Below are 18,704 nucleotides of genomic sequence, written 5' to 3'. Positions count from 1 at the left end.
AATCTGAGTTTTCGCGTTTGAAGGACCTTCAATTCTGTACGTTCAGCCCCTTACCCGCTCGTTGCCGGGGTCATACAGCTGGTCGAGGTGGATCGTCGCGGCGAAACGTTCATTACCCACAATGAGCTCGTATTGTCCATCTGACAGGAATGCATCGGTCACGCCGCCGGCATTGCGCACATAGCCAAATCCAATAGGGCTTTGGAGCGTATAGCCATAGCCGCCGCTGGTAAGATATCCGACGGGTTCACCGTTGCGCAGGATGGTCTCGCGACCAAGGAGAACGACATCCCCATCCGCCACCGTGAAACCGGCGAGGCGCTTCTTTAACGGGGCGGCATGAATGGCCTCGCTTGCCTTGCGACCCAGGAAATCGGTGTTCTTGCGAAGCTTGACGGCCCAGCCGAGTCCGGCTTCGAAGGGCGAGTCATTTGGCGTGATGTCGGAACCCCAGGCGCGGTACCCTTTCTCCAGCCGCAGCGATTCAATGGCACGATAGCCGACCGGCCTGATGCCGAATTCCTCGCCGGCTCGCATGAGAGCATCGAAGACCGCTCCAGTTGCCGCGATTGGCACATGCAACTCCCAGCCGAGTTCGCCGACATAGGTGATACGCAGCGCCCGAACGGTGGTGCCAGCGATACCAATCTCGCGGACATGGCCAAAAGGAAAGGTGCTATTGCCGACGTCGGCGCCGGTAACGCGCGCCAGTACGTCGCGCGCCTTCGGACCCATCAAAGACAGAGTGCCGAAATCCTCGGTGATATCAGTCAAGGTTGCATCGAGGCCTTTGGCGATGTGCTCCTTGATCCAGCCGTAGTCATGGGTGCGAAAGCCGGTGCCCGTGACAATATAGAATTTGTCATGGCCAAGCCGCGCAACAGTCAGATCGCATTCGATGCCTCCCCGCGTGTTGAGAAGCTGCGTATAGGTGAGGCGGCCCGCAGGTTTTGCGACGTCATTGGCGCAGATATAGTCGAGAGCTTTGGCGGCGTCCTTGCCGTTTAACTCGAATTTGGCGAAGGAGGACTGATCGAAAATGCCGACCTTGTCGCGGACCAATTCATGTTCCTCGCCGACCGCATCGAACCAGTTCTGCCGCCCCATGGAATAGACGTCCTCTGCCGGCATACCGTCCGGGGCAAACCAGTTCGGCCGTTCCCAGCCAAGTTTCGAGCCGAAGACGGCGCGATGCTTTTTCAGCCGGTCATAGAGCGGCGAGACGATGGCCGGGCGTCCGGATGCATATTCCTCATGCGGAAAGCCAACCGTGTAGTGCTTGCCGTAGGCTTCCAGCGTACGATCACGCACCCAGTCACGATTGCGATGAAGATTGGAAAAGCGCCTGATATCGACGGTCCAAAGATCGAGCGGCGCTTCGCCATCGACAACCCATTGCGCGAGTACCCAGCCGGCACCACCGCCGGAGGCAATGCCAAACGCGTTGAATCCTGCGCCGACAAACATGTTGGAACATTCCGGTGCAACGCCGAGGATGAAATTGCCGTCGGGCGTGAAGCTCTCCGGGCCGTTGATCATCTGCTTTACGCCAGCGGTTTCGAGCGCGGGAATGCGGATCATGGCCTGCAGCATATGCTGTTCGAAATGGTCGAAATCGTCGTCGAAAAGGCGGAACTGCCAGTCGTTCGGCACGTCTCCGGTGACCCAGCTTTGCGGATTGGGTTCATAGCCGCCCATGACCAGACCGCCGACCTCCTCCTTGAAATAGGTGCGCCGGTCCGGATCGCGGATAGTCGGCGCATTGGACGACAGGCCGTCGATCTTCTCGGTGATGATGTATTGGTGCTTGACCGGTTGCAGCGGCACGTTGATGCCCGCCATCCCGCCAACCTGCCGCGCCCACTGGCCAGCGCAGTTGACGACTTTATCGCAGGCAATATCGCCCTGATCGGTCTTGACCTTGACGATACGGTCGCCGTTCATTTCGAAGCCGGTGACGCGGATGTTCTCGATCAGCTTGGCGCCATGCATACGGGCGCCGCGTGCCAAAGACTGGGTAATATCGGAGGGGCTGGCCTGTCCGTCGGTCGGCAACCAGCTGGCGCCGACGAGATCGTCCACCTGCATCAGGGGGAACATGGCCCTGGCCTCTTGTGGCGAAAGCAGATGCATTTCCATGCCGAAGCTTCCCGCCGTGGTTGCGAGTCGGCGGAATTCTGTCCAGCGGTCCTGATTGGTCGCAAGGCGCAGGCAGCCCGTCATCTTCCAGCCCGTGGCGAGACCGGTTTCCTCGTCGAGACGCTTGTAGAGATCGACTGAATATTTGAGGACGCGCGTGATCGAGGCGGAAGAGCGCAACTGCCCGACGAGACCGGCCGCATGCCAGGTAGAGCCGGAGGTCAGCTGGCCCATTTCCAGCAGAACGACATCGGCCTTGTGATCCTTGGCAAGGTGATACGCCGTCGAACAGCCGATAATCCCGCCGCCGATGACGACGATCTGGGCCTGCGAAGGAATGGTCATGATGCGGTCTTTCCGTAAGTCATTCTGTAATGGTCAAGCGCCTGGTCGAGCCGCTGCAAATTCTCGGCCGTATAGGCAACGTAGTCGACGCCCGGCGCGTTGAGATAGAGCTCGGAAACCATGCTCCACATGGCTTCGCGCAAAAGCGAAGCGCATTGCATGGCGGCATGAGCGCGCTTGAGTTCGCGGTCGGGCGCGCTCTTGAAATAGGCCGTGAGCAGCGCTTCGGATTCGCCTTCATCGAGGCCGGCATTGGAGGCGAGGCCGGCAAGGTCGAACATCGCGGTGGAGAAACCCGCATATTCGAAGTCAATCAGCCAGAGGCGTTTGCCGTCATCGAGTATATTGGCTGGAAGCAGATCGTTATGGCTGAAGATAATCGGCAGCGGTCTTTGTGCAGCCTCCATTTCCGTGGCGATGGCGAGATAGGTGCCAAGTTGCCCGGCCATGCGGCTCTTCCCGGTTTGCAGCGTGCGGGCATAATCGCGGATGACATGGAAGACCCAGAACATAAAGCCCGGGCCAAGAATGTGTTCAGGCATCGTCGTGTGGAACCGGCGGATCATGTCTGCCACGCGCGGTATGTTGGCGCGAACATCACTGGCATCATAGGTGTGGGCACCAAGAAAGGCGGTGACCATGACGCCGTCGCCGGCATGGAACAACTCAGGCGCAAAGCCGGCACGATGCGCGGCTTCGGCTGTCATCGCCTCGCGGTCGCGAAATACGTGATGGAACGGGTAGTCAGTGCCGAAACGCACGACATATTTGCGTTCTGCATCCTCGACGACATAGCTTTCATTGCTGATGCCGCCTTTGAGCAGCGCGATCTGAATATCGCCTTGCCAGAGCGGCAGGGCGGCAATGCGGCTTCTGGTGGACTCGGGAAGTGTCATGGGCGGGCCGCTGCGTGGTTCGACAGACTCACCATGAGGGAGACTACCTGTCCAATGGGGGTTGTGGACTCTCCATGAACAGGAATTTCATCTATGGCAAAGACTTTCATTCAATACCCTTGCGCCGGCATCTTGGGTACCTGCAAGGATATGCCCCCTCATAGTGAGCCTGTCGAACCACGCATTCCCTTTATTCCCATGGCAGAGGTTCGCCCATTATGTCGCACCTGTCAACAGTTTTTTGTGGTATTTTGTGGTTTTATTGCCTGATACAGGCGAAAAATGTGGTATTAATGTTGATATTACACTTTTGTTTGAGGTTTTTAACATGAGTTCCAAACGGCGCGGTGAGATCACGCGACTGCTGCAGGACGAGGGAACAATCTCGATCGCCGATCTGGCGCAGAAGCTCGGCGTTTCGCTGGAAACGATCCGCCGCGATGTCAAGCCAATGACAGACACGGGTGCGGTGACGCGGGTCCACGGGGCCATCGGGCTACCGCAACATCTGGGCGAGGCACCGTCTCGAGCTGCGCATGCGCGAGAATGCAGGCGCCAAGCGCTTGATCGCACAATGGGTGGCCCGCACGATCCGTAATGGCGAATCCATCATGCTGGATACGGGCACGACAACGAGTTTCCTTGCGCGCGAACTTCTGCAGCATCGCAATCTGACCGTCGTGACCAATTCGTCGGACATTGCCCGCACACTGGCCACGGTGAACGGCAACAGGGTGTTCATGGCCGGGGGGGAACTGCGCAGTGATAGCGGCGCGGCTTTCGGGGTTTCTGCAATCGAGTTTGTCAGCCGCTTCAGCGTCACCCACGCGGTCATTTCCGTCGGGGCGCTCGACGCTTCGGAGGGAATAACGGATTACGATCTGGCGGAGGCGGAATTCGCCCGCACCGTGCTGTCGCGCGGGGCGCGCAAGACCGCCATTACCGACGCTACGAAATTCGGCCGTCGCGGGCTGGTGCAAGTGTGTAACCTCGGCGGATCTCGATGAGCTGGTTACGGATCAGGAGCCGCCGGAGGATATTGTCCAGGCGCTTTACTCCGCGGGCACGAGGATGACCGTCGCGTCCAAACACTCCTGACGAAAACGGGTGGGCTCCGTTTTCCAAAAGGGTAGAATCGAGCGCAGATCGGGAGATCTGTCGTGACCAGACTTTTGCTGCAGAGGAAAATTCAAACGCCCATCGGCCCGATGGTTGCGATGGCGAGCGACGAAGCGCTGTCACTGCTCGAATTCGACGACCGGCCGGCTTTGCCGCGGGAGATCGAGGAGTTGGAGCGGCGCTACGGTTATACGATCGAGGCTGGCCGCAACGCGGTTCTCGATCAGATTGGGACCGAGCTGACGGCATATTTCGCCGGCAGGCTTACGCAGTTCGAAACGCCGCTGATCCTGCCGGGAATGCCATTTCAGCTGGAAATCTGGTCGAAACTGCAGGAAATACCCTATGGACAGACCTGCACCTATGGCGAGATGGCGCGCGCTATCGGCAAGCCGGGTTCCAGTCGCGCTGCCGGTGCTGCGAATGGACAAAATCGCGTCGCCATCGTCGTCCCCTGCCATCGGGTCATCGGCGCGGACGGCTCGCTCACCGGTTATGGCGGCGGCCAGCGGCGCAAGCGCTATCTGCTCGATCTCGAACACCGGGTGTTTGCCGCTATGGCAAACCGGCCGGTTTTTCACCCTATCACCACGCAGGGGAGATTTTTCTAGACAATCAGTCCCGTCGTGAACTGCGGTTCATGCAGCAGCCGGTCCAGCAGGACGAGCCCCTGTTCGAGGCGCGCCCTATCCGGCGCAGCGCCAAGCGACACGCGGACGGCTTTGCCCGGCGACGGTCCGATGCTAAACGCCAATGCGGGGACGATGCCGAGACCGGAGCGGCGGGCAATGGCGGCGAATTCACTGGCGTTCCACTGTACGGGGAGCGTGAGCCAGAGATGGTGTCCGGATGCATCCGCCGCATAGGTCCAGTTTTTGAGAATAGCGGAGGCGAGGGACTGGCGCGCGCGGCTCTCCGCCCTGATCGCCAGCGTGATTTGCCGCAATGTGCCGGTTTCGATCCAGTCGGTCGCCAGCGCAGCCAAGAGCGGCGAGGTGCCCGGATTGCTGGCGCGCAGGCTTGACGCCAGTCTCAATACATCCAGCGCCGACGGGCAGAGCACATAGGCGACCCGGAGAGCCGGAGCCGCACATTTGGACAGGGTGGAGACATGCCAGGTGAGGCCGGGAGCCAGCGCCGCAATGGCTGGCAGCGGCTGGTCAAGCAGTTCCGCATAGGGATCATCCTCGATGATTGTTACCTTATGCCGGAGGGCAATTTCGGCGATAGCCTGCCGCCGCTCGAGCGGCATGGTCGCAGTCGTCGGATTGTCTATGGACGGAATGACGTAAAGCGCTTTTGGCAAATGACGCCGGCAGCATTCCTCGAACGAGATCCGGGATGATGCCGTGCTCGTCCATGTCCAGCGGGTGAATGGCGAGGTCGAGGGCAGCCGCCGCGGACTTCAAGCCGGGATAAGTTATCGAGCCCGCGCAGATGCTGCTCCTGGCGGCAACAAGGCTGCAGATGGCAAAGAGCGCGCTTTGTGCCCCTCCGGCAACGACAAGCCGGTCCACGGCCGGCGCGGCGCTGAAGCGCGGAGCAAGCCACTGTGCCGCGGCATGGCGGGACGCTTCGGTCCCGGTGCTTTCCTGGTAGGACAGAAAATGGTTTGGCGCACCGGCAAGAAGAACGCCGACGCCGTGGGCGATGCGACCCGGCAAACCGGCTTCGTGTGGCTGCGGCGGTATGTTCATGCTAAGATCGAGTTCAGCGGCCGGTGTTGCCGTTGCCGGTTGATCGGGCGGTATCTTTACGAAGGTGCCAGCCCCGGTTCGCGCCTCGATCAGGTCCAGATGGCGGATCTCGTTCAAGGCGCGCGTTACAGTTGTAAGGTCAACGCCGAGTTCACGTGCAATCTCGCGTTGCGGCGGTAACGCGTCGCCGGCTTTGATGAGGCCCGCTGCGATATCGGCTTTCAGCGCATCGGCGATACCCTGATGCTTGTATCTGGCATTTGCGGCGATGCGGGGCTTCCAAAGTGTCATGTGACATCCATTGTATGGAGTTTCTCCATACAATTATTAGGTTTGTCGACTGTCCGCAAGGCAAATTGTCGCTGATTGCCGCGAATTACTTTATTTTCTTCCATACAAGGTGTAAATATCGACGCAAGATTATCCAGATTGTATGTTCACAAAGTCCATACAATAGGGTGGGCATTGAAAGGCGATTGCCATGTCAGAAATTCAGTACCATGCGACAGACAACCCGATGAAGACCGGTATTCTCGGGCGCTGTCCGCAATGCCAGCAGGGTCACCTGTTCAACGGATACCTCAAGCTGGCTCCGTCATGCGAGGTTTGCGGGCTTGATTATTCTTTTGCCGATCCCGCCGACGGCCCGGCTTTCTTTGCCATGACCATCGTCGCCGTGCCGGCCATGATCTTCGCTCTATGGTTGCAAACGACCTACGAAGTTTCGATCTGGGTGCATCTGTTCACCACGCTGCCATTGACGCTTCTTGGCAGTCTTGCACTGTTGCGGCCACTGAAGGGGTGGCTGGTCTGCTCGCAATATTTCCACAAGGCCGAAGAAGGCAGGCTGGTGCGCAAGGGCGACGTCTGAGGCGCCGTCCTCGCGCGAAGTCAGGAATGGCGTCAGATATTGGTGCCGCCATCGATTGTGAATGCCGAGCCGGTGATGAACCGGCCTTCGTCGCCTGCCAGATATGCGACAATTCCGGCAATATCCCTGGCTTGACCAAAGCGGGGGATCGCCATCAGTGCACGCTGTGCGTCCGCATGGTCACCATTGGCGGGGTTCATGTCCGTATCGGTCGAGCCTGGCTGGACGATATTGACGGTGATTTCCTTCGGGCCAAGGTCGCGTGCCAGCGCCTTGGTCAAGCCGACGAGGGCTGCCTTGCTGGTGGCGTAGATGCTGAGGCCGGGAAATGGCACGCGCTCGCCAAGATTGCTGCCGATCGAAACAATGCGCCCGCCTGCGCCCATGAGCGCGGCCGCTGCTTTCGATGCAACGAAACTCGCCCGGACATGAATGGACATGACGCGGTCGAACTCATCAAGCGTGGCGGTTTCAATCTGGTCGACCGAAAAGACACCGGCACTGTTGACCAGAATATCCAGTCTCCCGAGCTTGGCGTGGGCCTCGCTGACGGCGGCCTCTACGGCTGCTGCATCGAGATTGTCGGCCCTGATGGCGATGGCGCGCCGCCCGAGCTTTTCAATGGCTTTTACGGTTTCGCCGGCCTTCGCGGCGGCGCTGGTATAGGTTATGGCGATATCGGCACCGTCTTCCGCCAGTTTGCGCGCTATCGCGGCGCCAATGCCGCGGCTTCCACCGGTGACGAGAGCTACTTTGCCATTAAGACGAGTCATGTGATTTCCTATTATGTAATGATCGATACAAAAAGACATAGGATGCTTGCACGGCAGCGTCAAGTGTTTTATGTATTGACCATTACATAAAGGAAAAACCATGACGCAAAGAGGCCGTCCACGTGCATTCGATCGTGATGCCGCGCTTGCGCGGGCGATGGAGGTTTTCTGGGCAAAGGGCTATGAAGGTGCCTCCATGGCCGACCTCACCGCAGCGATGGAGATCAATGCGCCCAGCCTTTACGCGGCTTTCGGCAGCAAGGCAGAGCTATTCAAGGACGCTGTCGAAGTCTATCGGACCAGGGTGGGCGTGCAGATCTGGGAAGCGCTGCCCGAAGCCGCAACGGCGCGCGAAGGCTTTGCCAATTTCCTGAAGGAGACGGCCCTCGCCTATACCCATGCCGACGAGCCGCATGGCTGCCTGATCGTGCTTGGAGCCCTGCATGGCGAGCAGGGTTCGGAATCGGTCTGCGCGCTGCTGCGTGACCGGCGCCTGGAGAATGTGACCCACCTCAGAAACCGGCTGGAGCGGGGGATAGGTGAGGGAGAACTGCCCGCGACCATCGATTGCCAGCAGGTCGCGGAATTCTACGCCACGGTCCAGCACGGCATGTCGATCACCGCGCGTGACGGGGCATCGCTCGAACAGTTGATGAAGACCGCCGATGCGGCCATGGCCGCTTGGGATACGCTGACCTCACAGGCGGCCTGAGAAACCACGGCCGCCCGTGCATTGCCGCATCAGATCGAGCGGACGGGATCCAGCGTGACCTTGTAAAGTTCGATATTTTCACGATCCATCAGCCGGACGGTCATCTGTCCGCTCACCCCGTCGATATCGACAAGCCCGAAGAATTGCAGCCCCGCCGACGGCGGCAGATTCTGTCCCTGCTCGGCTGTGGGTGCCTTGATGAACCTGAGCTCCGGACCGAAGGTCTGGTCGAGATCGTTGGGGCCGAAGGTTCCGGCATGGATCGGGCCGGAGACGAATTCCCAGAACGGCTCGAAGTCCTGGAACTGCGCCTTTTCCGGATTGTAGTAATGCGCGGCCGTATAGTGCACATCGGCGGTGAACCAGGCGGTGTTCCTGATGCCCGCAGACTTGATGAAGCGCAGCAGATCGGCAATTTCGAGCTCGCGGCCCTTTGCCGGGCCATTGTCGCCATTGGCGATGGCCTCCGCGCCCTTCTTTTCCTTGGCGTTGTCCCAGACAATAACGCCGAGCGGCATGTCCGATGCGATCACTTTCCATGTGGCTTTGGAGTTCAGGAGTTCCTGTTTCAGCCAGCGCACCTGGCGCTCACCAAGAATGGAGGCGTCCGGTGTGATCGTCTCTTCCATCCCTGGACCATTCGGGCCGCGATAGGAACGCAGATCGAGGAAGAAAACATCAAGCAGCGGACCATAGGCGATCTTGCGGTAGACCCGGCCCGGTTCCGCCGGAGTATAGCGGATCGGCGTCATTTCGTGGAAGGCACGGCCGGCCCGGGCGGACAAAAGTGCGATGGACTTTTCCTCGTAGCGATCATCGGCGGCGAGGCTCCTGGAGGATGACCAATTGTTGGTCACCTCATGGTCATCCCACTGAAAAAATGTCGGGCAGATGGCGTTCAATGCCCGGACATGATCGTCGAGAAGGTTGTATTTCCACTGACCGCGATACTCGTCCAGAGTCTCCGCAACCTTGCGCTTTTCATCGGTGACGATGCGGTTCTTCCACTTGGTACCGTCTTTCAGGTCGACTTCATCGACGAGAGGTCCATCTGCATAGATCGTATCGCCCGAATGCAGAAAGAAATCCGGCTCGTGGCGGGCAATGGTCGCATAGGTCTTCATGCCAGTCTCGTCGATACCCCACCCCTGGCCAACCGTATCGCCTGACCAGGCAAAGCGGATATTGCGCTTCGTCATCGGCGCGGTCTTGAAACGTCCGACAACGGGTTCCGAAACCGCATTGAGGTCGCTGAGATCAACCGCGGTCAGGCGGTAGAAGATATCCTGGTCCGAGGCGAGATCCGTCAGCAACTGCTTTACGGCCAGATCGCTATCGGGAAAGGCATTGAGCGGGGGGAGCTTGATCGCATCGGTAAAGCTTTCCGTCGTGGAAACTTCGATGCTTACGCGAGCGGGCCGATCGGTTCTCGTCCAGATCATGCCGGTTGTCGCATCAACATCGCCCGACTGGACGCCATGGGTAAAGACCGGACGTGCGTTTGCGCGTGAGTAGGACGGGAGCGCGAAACCGGATGCGGCAGTCAACGCAACGGCTCCGGTTGAAACGAGGAAGCTGCGGCGAGTGAAGGGTGCCGATCGGGTCATGAATATTCTCTCCGGGCTGGCTGACACATAATCCAAAGGATCATGCGCCGATCAAGAGTGGCTGGCTGCCTCTTTCTTGCGCGGGGAACGTTTCAGTTTTTTTGCAGTTCTGTGAAGTTTACACAAACGAAAACGGGCGGCAGAGCCACCCGTTTCGCATTCACGTGCATAATGAAGTTCAGCTTATTCGCTGGCAGCTGGTTCCTCAGCAGGCGCTTCCGCAGCGGCCTTGGCAGCTTCAGCGGCGGCTTTGGCGGCTTCGGCTTCAGCAATGACCTTTGCCTTTGCATCTTCTTCAGCCTGCTTGGCCAGAGCAACGCGCTCCTGTGCCTTCTTGCCCGGAACAGCCTTTTCAGGATTGCTGCGGGTGTCGCGCTTGGCGATTCCGGCCTGATCGAGGAAACGCAGGACGCGATCCGTCGGCTGCGCGCCGTGACCAATCCAGTAGTTGATGCGCTCTGCATCGAGCTTGACGCGGTCGCCATCCTTGGGAAGCATGGGGTTCCAAGAACCGACGTTCTCGATGAAACGGCCATCGCGCGGTGCGCGGACGTCAGCAATCACAACGTGGTAGTAAGGGCGCTTCTTCGACCCTGCGCGGGCCAGACGGATTTTCAGTGACATTGTATTCTCCTGGTTGAGTTACGCGCCGTTTTCTTTGGCGGCTGTTGTTTCGTGATGCCTGATCACTTCCTTGACGATGAAGTTCAGGAACTTCTCGGCAAAATCGGGGTCGAGGCCGGACGACTGGGCAAGGGAGCGCAGACGTTCGACCTGAAGTTTTTCTCGCGCTGGATCGGCGGGCGCGAGGCCGTTCTGCGCTTTCAGCAGACCCACTTCCTTGGTGCAGCGGAAACGCTCCGCGAGCATATGGATCAGCGCCGCATCGATATTGTCGATCGAGGCACGCAGTTCGATGAGTTCCTTCGGGAGGGACGATGAGGACATGATTATCCTTTCTTCTTAGGAAGGCCGGGAAGGCCGCCGCCCAGGCCGGGCAACCGGGGCATGCCACCGCCGCCCAGACCACCGAGACCGCCGGGCAGGCCGCCGCCCTTGCCAAAGCCCGCGGCCTCCGCCTGTTTCTGCAGGGCTTCGAGCTGCTTCGGGTCCATCCTGGACAGGTCCGGCATGCCGCCACCAAAACCGCCCGGACCACCCATGCCGCCAAGACCCATCTTGGCGCCGAGGCCGCCCATCATCTGTTTCATCATGCCGCCTTTGCCCTTGCCGCCCATCGCTTTCATCATGTCCGCCATCTGGCGGTGCATTTTCAGAAGCTTGTTGATGTCGGCGGCATTGGTGCCGGAACCCTTGGCGATGCGCTGCTTGCGCGAATGCTTGAGAATGTCGGGATTGCCGCGCTCGGCCGCAGTCATCGACGAGATAATCGCGAGCTGGCGCTTGAAGATGGAATCGTCGAGGCCGGCAGCGGCCATCTGATCCTTCATCTTGCCCATGCCGGGCATCATGCCCATGATGCCGCCCATGCCGCCAAGCTTCTGCATCTGGCCGATCTGATCGGCCAGATCGTTGAGATCAAACTTGCCGGACTGCATCTTTTTGGCCATCGCGGCGGCTTTTTCCGCGTCGATGTTCTCGGCAGCCTTCTCAACCAGCGAAACGATGTCGCCCATGCCCAGAATACGATCGGCGATACGGCGAGGATAGAACTCCTCCAACGCATCCATCTTTTCGCCGGTGGCGATCAGCTTGATCGGCTTGCCGGTGACGGCGCGCATCGAAAGAGCAGCACCGCCGCGGCCATCGCCGTCCATGCGGGTCAGCACCAGACCGGTGATGCCGACGCGCTCATCGAACGAACGTGCAAGATTGACAGCGTCCTGGCCGGTCAGGGCGTCGGCGACGAGCAGGATTTCATGCGGGTTTGCCTTTTTCCTGATGTCGGCCATTTCGACCATCAGCGGCTCGTCGATATGCGTGCGGCCGGCGGTGTCGAGAATAACAACATCATGGCCGCCAAGCTTGGCGGCCTGTACGGCGCGGGCGGCGATCTCGACCGGCGTCTGGCCGGCAATGATCGGCAGCGTGTCGACGCCGGTCTGTACGCCGAGCTGGCGCAACTGCTCCTGGGCGGCGGGGCGGCGCGTATCGAGCGACGCAAGCAGCACCTTCTTCTTCGACCGCTCGGTCAGGCGCTTGCCGATCTTGCCGGTCGTGGTGGTCTTGCCCGAGCCCTGCAGGCCGACCATCATGATTACGACGGGGGCAGGCGCATTGAGATCAATGGAAACACCTTCTTCGCCGAGCATGCTGACAAGTTCGTCGTGGACGATCTTGACGACCATCTGGCCGGGCTTGATGCTCTTGAGGACCTCGGCGCCGACCGCCTTGGCGCGAACCTTGTCGGTGAAGGAGCGGACGACATCAAGCGCAACGTCGGCTTCGAGGAGGGCGCGGCGAACCTCGCGCAGCGCGGCTGCGACGTCGGCATCCGACAGCGCGCCGCGACCGGTCAGGCCGTTCAAAATCGAACCTAGTCGTTCCTGTAAGCTCTCAAACATCCAGTTTTCCTTGATATCTTCGGGGACATTCCCCGAAAGATAAGTTTCCAATCGCGCCAAAGCCAGAAGCTCAAAGCAAAATGACACCCGAGGGCGCATCGCGCTGTCGGGTGTTGACCTCCGGGATCGTTCGAACCCTTTCGGGGTCCCGGTCGGCTGCTCGGAGTTCAGAACTCGTCGCGGATTGATGCGCGGCTTAAACAGCAAGTGGCGCGTAGAGTCAAGGTGCGGCAGGTTCAGGCGCGCCTTTTCCGGCTCGTTAGCTTGCGCAACGCGTCATGGATATGGTCCTGACCCTAATCATCAAGCCAAAGCCTAGAGGTCAATACCAACCCAAAGAACGTCGTTTCAACCACAGATTGTATTTCTTTCAATACGTTAGCCAGCGGTATAGGATGGTACTCATTCCATAATTCATGAAATGGCCGTAAACTTACGCGAGGGGAGGCGACTTTTGTCCAATAGATGGGCAATTCTGCCAGATGACAGGGTTGTAGAAAAATGGCAGATAGGACCACGAGCGATTCAACTTTCAAGGAGATTTCCATGGCATTTGTTGCCAAAGGCAGATTTTTTGCGGCCACAGTGTCCGCGCTTCTCGTAACGGCTGGCGCGGCGCAAGCCGCCGCCGGATGTGGCAAAAGTTCCGCAGGATTTTCGGAATGGATCCAGCAATACGAGCAGCAGGCACAGGCGCAAGGTATTGGCAACAGAGCTATCGGGGCGTTGAGCAACGTCAACTATGCGACGAAAACCATCAACGCCGATCGCAACCAGAAGAGCTTCAAATACTCACTCGACAAGTTCATGCAGGTGCGCGGCGGTCAGACGATCATTTCGCGGGGCAAATCACAGAAGGCCAAGAATGCGGCGCTTTTTGCCAGCATTGAAAGACGCTACGGCGTTCCGGCGGGCCCGCTGATTGCAATCTGGGGCATGGAAACCGGCTTCGGCAGCTTTATGGGCAATCAGCACACGCTCTCGGCAGTAGCGACACTTGCCTATGATTGCCGCCGCCCAGAATATTTCCGCGATCAGCTCAATGCTGCCCTGCAGTTGATCGACAATGGGACGCTTGCGCCTGACGCCAAGGGTGCGATGCATGGCGAGATCGGCCAGACGCAATTCCTCCCGGTGAATGTCCTGAAATATGGTGCAGATGGCGACGGCAATGGCCGCATCGACATGGTTCGCTCCAAGGCAGACGCATTGGCATCGACGGCGAACTTCCTGCGCGGCCATGGCTGGCAGGCTGGCGCAGGCTACCAGCCCGGACAACCCAATTTCGGTGCGATCCAGGGCTGGAATGCTGCCAGTGTCTATCAGCAGGCCATCGCCATCATCGGCGCGCAAATCGACGGCGAATAATCAAGCTGCGCCTGAATGCCAAAGAGCCGGTGCGTCGCGCCGGCTTTTTGCTTGTCAAAAGCCCTCGCACGCCACTCCGACGGAGCTCTGCGCGCTCTCTATGATCTTCGCGCCGCGGAAATTGAAAATCTCACGCATATAGGTGGTGTTGCCGGGGAATTGGTAGCAAACGAAAACGGTGATCGTACCGTTTTCCGTGCTGGCGATTCGGTGCCGGACCGTAGCGCCACGCACCGCATTCTTCCATTCATCGAGACTCCCGAGGAATTCATCCTTGGTCTGGATCGCATCGATGTCTTCAAGGATGACTTTCGCGTCATCGGCCAGAATGTCGTTGAACGTCGTGCGGTCAGCGGTCGCGAGGCCGGAATACCAGCGCTCCACGAGCGCCTGATGGGCCTCGTCCGCCACTGCAGGAAGCATCAATGAAAGAATGACGGCGATCGTGAGTGTCAACCGCGTCATTCTGATCTCTCCTATTCCAGGGCGGCGGCGCCGGCCGCTTGAGGGTCAGGACGCAGGAAATCACCGGTTTCGGGATTCATGATCCAGAGTTCGCCGGTCGAAATGTCGAACCAGGCGCCATGCAGGCTGAGGCGGCCCTTCTTTTCAAGGATATCGATGCAAGGAAAACTGCGCAGGTTCTTCAAAGAATAGCGGATGGAAATCCGCTCGAGTGCCGTCTGCCGCTCGAACGGTGTCATGAGCTCATTGGCGGAAACCGCCTCCGCGGCAGGTGCGACAAGGCTCATCCACTTGCCGATGAAATCACCTGGGGAGAGCGGCTGGCTCTCGGGGGCGAGTGCTGCCTTGATACCGCCGCAGCGGCCATGCCCGAGGACGACGATATTCTTGACCTTGAGGCTCTGCACGGCGAATTCGAGCGCGGCCGACGTCGCATGATACTCGCCATCGGGTGCATAGGGCGGCACGAGATTGGCGACGTTGCGGACGACGAAAATCTCACCGGGCGCGGTATCGAAGATGATCTCGGGCGCCGAGCGGGAGTCGCAGCAGGCGACGACCAATGTTTCGGGCGTCTGGCCCTGATCGGCGAGCTGCTTGTAGCGCATCGTCTCGTTGGCATAGCGATGCGCCATGAAGTTGCGATAGCCGGTGAGGAGTTTCTCAGGGAGCAAGGTCATGGCTTTTGCTTAATCCTGATTTTCATGAATTTCAATTGATCCTTTGTCTCAGGGTATTCATGCCCGCACGCCCTTGCTTGGATGAACGAGACGGCGCATCTGCGTCATCGCCATGGGTGTCGACAGGCTGGATGCGTCTGCCTCCAGCATCAGTTCGTCGGCGCCGCGCTTGGCGGAACGCGCCATGATCTCAAAGACTGATGCGGTGGTTCGCTGCAGCACCTGTTCAAGATCGAGGCCGGCAAGCATGCGGGCCAGGAAAAGAGCAGAGGTCAAATCGCCAAGGCCATTGGTCGGGCCCGTAACGAGGCGGTGTTCGGCGAGAAGAGCCAGCGAGTGGGTGACGAGCAGATTGCCTGTACCGCCGGCAAGCATTGGATGCGCAGAGGTGACAAGCATGGTGCCCGGGCCCGCATGCAGGGCCGCCTGCATGATCGCCTTGTTATCGGGAAGCTCGGCGCCGGCCAGCCAGGCGAGCTCGAAGCGATTGGGTGTCGCAATATCGGCAAGCGGCATGAGCTGATCGCGAATGCCGATGGCTGTAGCTTCGGGAACATAAAGTCCCTTCTCATCGCCGATCACCGGATCGCAGAGGTAGAGGACATCCTTATTCCGGGCCTTTACCGTCTTGACCAGACGCGCGACCGCAGCGGCCTGCGCCGCATTGCCGAGATAGCCGGTGATGACGCCGCTGACCTCGCTAAGCCACGGCGCGCGCTCCAGATCAGCAATGAGGTCGTCGAACTGCTGCACCTCCGGCACGATGCGCTTCGCGGGCCCGTGACCAGGGTGCCAGGGAAGAATGACAGTCGGCACCGCCCAAACCGGATGGCCAAGGGTTTCAAGCGCGAAAACGGCGGCGCGATTGCCGACCGAGCCACGGACGACGTGGCTGGAAATGACGATAACGGCATTGGCGGAGACAGCAGCGGGACTGGGCATTGAAAATACTCATGCAGGAGGGGGAGAGGAGCTTAAGCCATGCCGAAAAAGGAACTCAGGAACCAGATAAACATGGCGATCAGCACAAGCAATCCCAGGAACCGGCCGATGCGCGTGCCCCAAATCTCGATGGGGTCGGCGGCATCGGCATCCTCGGCGGAAAAATGGCCCTTGGTACGCTCGATAACGGACAGGCCTCCGGACGCGGTTTCGTGGTTCACGCGGTCCAGAATGCGCCTGGATTCGGTGCCGGACTCGCGCTTGTTGTCCTGTTCAGGCATGACAATTCCATGGGGTTGCAGAGCAAATCACCATAGCGCTTTGCCAGTTCCTTTTGCAGAAAAAAAATCGCTAGGTTCGTACTGCTTCGTTTCGAAGGCCGTCCGGCCGCTTGAATCTGAACTTGGGGAGAGGATCCTGATGCACCATGTGACTCGTTTGACGGCGCCGCGCCGCGCGCTTTCCGTTCTTGCTCTCGCACTCCTTGTGCCCCTGCTTTCCGCCTGCGGGTTCAATACTATTCCGACCAATGAAGAGCGGGCAAAGGCTGCCTGGAGCGAAGTGCTGAACCAATATCAGCGCCGCGCCGACCTCATTCCCAATCTCGTTGAAACTGTCAAAGGTTATGCTGCGCAGGAAAAAGATGTCCTGACCTCGGTCGTCGAGGCGCGCGCCAAGGCAACCTCGGTGCAGGTGACCCGGAGACGCTGACAGACCCCAATGCGATGAAGGTTTTTCAGGAGAACCAGGCACAGTTGACGGGTGCTCTCTCGCGGCTGATGGCGATCGTTGAAAACTACCCGGATCTGAAATCCAACCAGAACTTCCTGGCCCTGCAGTCGCAGCTGGAGGGGACGGAAAACCGCATCGCCGTGTCCCGCCGCGACTATATCGAAGCCGTGCGTGTGTATAATACCTCGCTCAGGACCATGCCGACCATGATCTGGAAGTGGATCTGGTTTACCGGGAATGAGCCATACCAGACCTTCACCATCGAGGATTCGGCCAAGCAGACGCCTCAGGTGAAATTCTAGGCTTTCCAGATGCCCATACCGGGTCAAATCGCGGTCATGACCGTTTGCGAGCGATCGTCCAAATGGCTTGCCAGGCGCCTGCTGCTTGTTTCCGTGCTGCTCATCCTGTTGATGGCCAGCGCCTTCACCGCCGAACTGCCCGCGCTGACCGGGCGGGTCGTCGATGGTGCAAACGTCATCGATGCGGCGACCAGGGAGCAAATTACCCGGAAACTGGCGGCTTTCGAGGCGAAAGCCTCCGACCAGGTGGTGGTGGTAACGGTGCCGAGCCTCGAAGGAGAGGAAATCGAGCCCTATTCCAACAGGCTCTACCGCGCTTGGGCGCTTGGGCAGAAACAGGAGAACAATGGTGTTCTGCTGGTCGTGGCGCCGAATGACCGCAAGGTCCGCATCGAGGTGGGCTACGGTCTCGAAGGTACGCTGACGGATCTTCTGTCAAAGCTCATCATCGAAAACGCCATCATTCCGGGTTTCCGTTCCGGTGACTATTCCGGCGGCATTTCGAAAGGTGTTGATGGCATCCTGAGCGTGCTTTCGGGTGACGCGGCCGAACTTGAAGCCCGCGCGAAACGCAATGTTCAGGAGCAATCCTCCGACATTGATTGGTTCATGGTCATTTTCATCGCAATATGGGTAACGATCTTTTTTGGCGGCTTCGCGATGGCTGTTCTGGCGCCTGTCTTCGGACGCAAGATTGGTCCCGGGCAGTATGAATGGCTCGGGATGCATGTCGACAATCGTCCGCGCCGCCGGAACGGTGGCGGATGGTCCGGAGGTGGCGGTGGCTGGTCTTCGGGCGGTGGTGGCGGCGGTTTTTCGGGTGGCGGCGGGTCGTCTGGTGGCGGCGGTGCATCGGGGAGCTGGTAGATCATGCGACTGATGAATGAAGCGGATCACAAGAGCATCGCCGAGGCCATCCGTCGGGCGGAAAGCCGTACCAGCGGCGAGATCTATGCAGTTCTGGCGCGGCGCAGCGACAGCTATTTCTACGTGGCCGGTTTCACTGTCGCCTGTGGCATCCTGCTTGCCGCCGTATTCGTCGCGGTGGCGGCGCACTGGTACTGGTATACGGTGCCGCTGCCTGTCTTCGGTCTGGCGATCCTTGCGGCGTTCCTGACGGCGGTGCTGTTGCTGTGGCTGGTTCCGAGCGCCACATTATGGCTCGTTCCCAAGCGCATCCTATACCGGCGCGCGCATCTGAATGCGATCCAGCAGTTTCTGGCGCGCAATGTGCACCTGACAAGCGAGCGCACCGGTATCCTGCTCTTCGTGTCGTTGGCGGAACGTTATGCCGAGGTGGTCGCGGATGCCGGCATCAACGCGAAAGTCCATCAGGATGAATGGAACAACATTGTTGCGATTCTGACGGAACATGCGGGCCGGGATGATTTGACGGCGGGGTTTCTCATGGCGATCGAAAAAGCGGCTTTGCTGCTGGAAGAACATTTCCCGGCCGGGCCCGGCGACATCAATGAACTGGATGATCATCTGGTCGAATTGTAAGTTTATTGCGTGTCACATCATTTTCACC

Annotated in this window: 19 protein-coding genes and 2 pseudogenes; 8 read left to right on the top strand and 13 right to left on the bottom strand. The window is 59.3% G+C overall.

What is annotated here, in order from left to right:
* Nucleotides 1-42 precede the first annotated feature (42 nt).
* Together N8E89_RS06015 and N8E89_RS06010 are read right to left on the bottom strand one after the other, a co-directional pair.
* A complete protein-coding gene (locus tag N8E89_RS06015; protein ID WP_262261426.1) occupies nt 43-2,484 on the bottom strand; it encodes a GcvT family protein in 2,442 nt (813 codons plus the stop codon).
* Nucleotides 2,481-3,380 (bottom strand): phosphotransferase, encoded by a 900-nt coding sequence (locus N8E89_RS06010; RefSeq protein WP_262261424.1) that lies wholly within the window; start codon nt 3,378-3,380, stop codon nt 2,481-2,483. Before N8E89_RS06010 ends, N8E89_RS06015 begins: the two co-directional genes overlap by 4 nt.
* A 328-nt stretch (nt 3,381-3,708) precedes the next feature.
* Here N8E89_RS06010 and N8E89_RS06005 point away from each other — a divergent pair.
* Nucleotides 3,709-4,478, top strand: a pseudogene (locus N8E89_RS06005) (DeoR/GlpR family DNA-binding transcription regulator).
* 62 nt (nt 4,479-4,540) lie between these two features.
* A complete protein-coding gene (locus tag N8E89_RS28980) occupies nt 4,541-5,110 on the top strand; it encodes a methylated-DNA--[protein]-cysteine S-methyltransferase (RefSeq protein ID WP_315975677.1) in 570 nt (189 codons plus the stop codon).
* Here N8E89_RS28980 and N8E89_RS05995 read toward each other — a convergent pair.
* On the bottom strand, nt 5,107-5,751 hold the full coding sequence (locus tag N8E89_RS05995; protein ID WP_262261423.1) for an aminotransferase class I/II-fold pyridoxal phosphate-dependent enzyme: 645 nt from the start codon (nt 5,749-5,751) through the stop codon (nt 5,107-5,109). The genes N8E89_RS28980 and N8E89_RS05995 overlap by 4 nt on opposite strands.
* A complete protein-coding gene (locus N8E89_RS05990; protein ID WP_262261422.1) occupies nt 5,702-6,487 on the bottom strand; it encodes a GntR family transcriptional regulator in 786 nt (261 codons plus the stop codon). The genes N8E89_RS05995 and N8E89_RS05990 overlap by 50 nt, the downstream gene beginning before the upstream one ends.
* Before the next feature lie 190 nt (nt 6,488-6,677).
* Between N8E89_RS05990 and N8E89_RS05985 the strand changes: the two genes are divergently transcribed.
* Nucleotides 6,678-7,067: a DUF983 domain-containing protein gene (locus N8E89_RS05985; RefSeq protein WP_106662067.1), complete on the top strand. Its 390-nt coding sequence runs from the start codon at nt 6,678-6,680 to the stop codon at nt 7,065-7,067.
* Nucleotides 7,068-7,099: 32 nt separating this feature from the next.
* Here N8E89_RS05985 and N8E89_RS05980 read toward each other — a convergent pair whose 3' ends face one another.
* Nucleotides 7,100-7,840, bottom strand: a complete 741-nt coding sequence (locus N8E89_RS05980) for an SDR family oxidoreductase (RefSeq protein WP_262261421.1) — start codon at nt 7,838-7,840, stop codon at nt 7,100-7,102.
* Nucleotides 7,841-7,940: 100 nt separating this feature from the next.
* Between N8E89_RS05980 and N8E89_RS05975 the strand changes: the two genes are divergently transcribed.
* Nucleotides 7,941-8,552, top strand: a complete 612-nt coding sequence (locus N8E89_RS05975; RefSeq protein WP_262261420.1) for a TetR/AcrR family transcriptional regulator — start codon at nt 7,941-7,943, stop codon at nt 8,550-8,552.
* A 29-nt stretch (nt 8,553-8,581) separates the two neighbouring features.
* Here N8E89_RS05975 and N8E89_RS05970 read toward each other — a convergent pair whose 3' ends face one another.
* The 4 genes from N8E89_RS05970 to ffh form a co-directional block, all read right to left on the bottom strand.
* A complete protein-coding gene (locus N8E89_RS05970) occupies nt 8,582-10,159 on the bottom strand; it encodes an alkaline phosphatase D family protein (protein ID WP_262261419.1) in 1,578 nt (525 codons plus the stop codon).
* Between the two features lie 183 nt (nt 10,160-10,342).
* Entirely contained in the window at nt 10,343-10,783 is a 441-nt protein-coding gene (gene rpsP / locus N8E89_RS05965; RefSeq protein ID WP_106662063.1) for a 30S ribosomal protein S16, read from the bottom strand.
* An 18-nt stretch (nt 10,784-10,801) separates the two neighbouring features.
* Nucleotides 10,802-11,107 (bottom strand): chorismate mutase, encoded by a 306-nt coding sequence (locus tag N8E89_RS05960; RefSeq protein ID WP_106662062.1) that lies wholly within the window; start codon nt 11,105-11,107, stop codon nt 10,802-10,804.
* A 2-nt stretch (nt 11,108-11,109) separates the two neighbouring features.
* Complete coding sequence (gene ffh / locus N8E89_RS05955) at nt 11,110-12,684, bottom strand: signal recognition particle protein (RefSeq protein ID WP_262261418.1); 1,575 nt, start codon at nt 12,682-12,684, stop codon at nt 11,110-11,112.
* Between the two features lie 546 nt (nt 12,685-13,230).
* Between ffh and N8E89_RS05950 the strand changes: the two genes are divergently transcribed.
* Nucleotides 13,231-14,052 (top strand): lytic murein transglycosylase, encoded by an 822-nt coding sequence (locus tag N8E89_RS05950; protein WP_106662060.1) that lies wholly within the window; start codon nt 13,231-13,233, stop codon nt 14,050-14,052.
* Nucleotides 14,053-14,106: 54 nt separating this feature from the next.
* Here N8E89_RS05950 and N8E89_RS05945 read toward each other — a convergent pair whose 3' ends face one another.
* The 4 genes from N8E89_RS05945 to N8E89_RS05930 are packed head-to-tail and all read right to left on the bottom strand — an operon-like array spanning nt 14,107 to nt 16,420.
* A complete protein-coding gene (locus N8E89_RS05945; RefSeq protein WP_112760761.1) occupies nt 14,107-14,517 on the bottom strand; it encodes a nuclear transport factor 2 family protein in 411 nt (136 codons plus the stop codon).
* Between the two features lie 11 nt (nt 14,518-14,528).
* Nucleotides 14,529-15,197 (bottom strand): carbonic anhydrase, encoded by a 669-nt coding sequence (locus tag N8E89_RS05940; RefSeq protein ID WP_262261417.1) that lies wholly within the window; start codon nt 15,195-15,197, stop codon nt 14,529-14,531.
* Nucleotides 15,198-15,254: 57 nt separating this feature from the next.
* Entirely contained in the window at nt 15,255-16,139 is an 885-nt protein-coding gene (pdxY, locus tag N8E89_RS05935) for a pyridoxal kinase PdxY (RefSeq protein WP_262261416.1), read from the bottom strand.
* Nucleotides 16,140-16,171: 32 nt separating this feature from the next.
* Nucleotides 16,172-16,420: a hypothetical protein gene (locus N8E89_RS05930; protein WP_106662056.1), complete on the bottom strand. Its 249-nt coding sequence runs from the start codon at nt 16,418-16,420 to the stop codon at nt 16,172-16,174.
* 139 nt (nt 16,421-16,559) lie between these two features.
* On the opposite strand from N8E89_RS05930, the pseudogene N8E89_RS05925 reads away from it, so the two are divergent.
* The 3 genes and pseudogenes from N8E89_RS05925 (at nt 16,560) to N8E89_RS05915 (ending at nt 18,676) form a co-directional block, all read left to right on the top strand.
* Nucleotides 16,560-17,173 (top strand): annotated as a pseudogene (locus N8E89_RS05925) (LemA family protein).
* Nucleotides 17,174-17,284: 111 nt separating this feature from the next.
* Nucleotides 17,285-18,040: a TPM domain-containing protein gene (locus N8E89_RS05920; protein WP_262261843.1), complete on the top strand. Its 756-nt coding sequence runs from the start codon at nt 17,285-17,287 to the stop codon at nt 18,038-18,040.
* 3 nt (nt 18,041-18,043) lie between these two features.
* Entirely contained in the window at nt 18,044-18,676 is a 633-nt protein-coding gene (locus N8E89_RS05915) for a TPM domain-containing protein (protein ID WP_262261415.1), read from the top strand.
* The last annotated feature ends 28 nt before the right edge of the window (nt 18,677-18,704 follow it).

Origin of the sequence: Phyllobacterium sp. A18/5-2, from assembly GCF_025452215.1 — a bacterium.
Taxonomy (GTDB): domain Bacteria; phylum Pseudomonadota; class Alphaproteobacteria; order Rhizobiales; family Rhizobiaceae; genus Phyllobacterium; species Phyllobacterium sophorae.
This window is presented reverse-complemented; position numbering and strand designations above follow the sequence as displayed.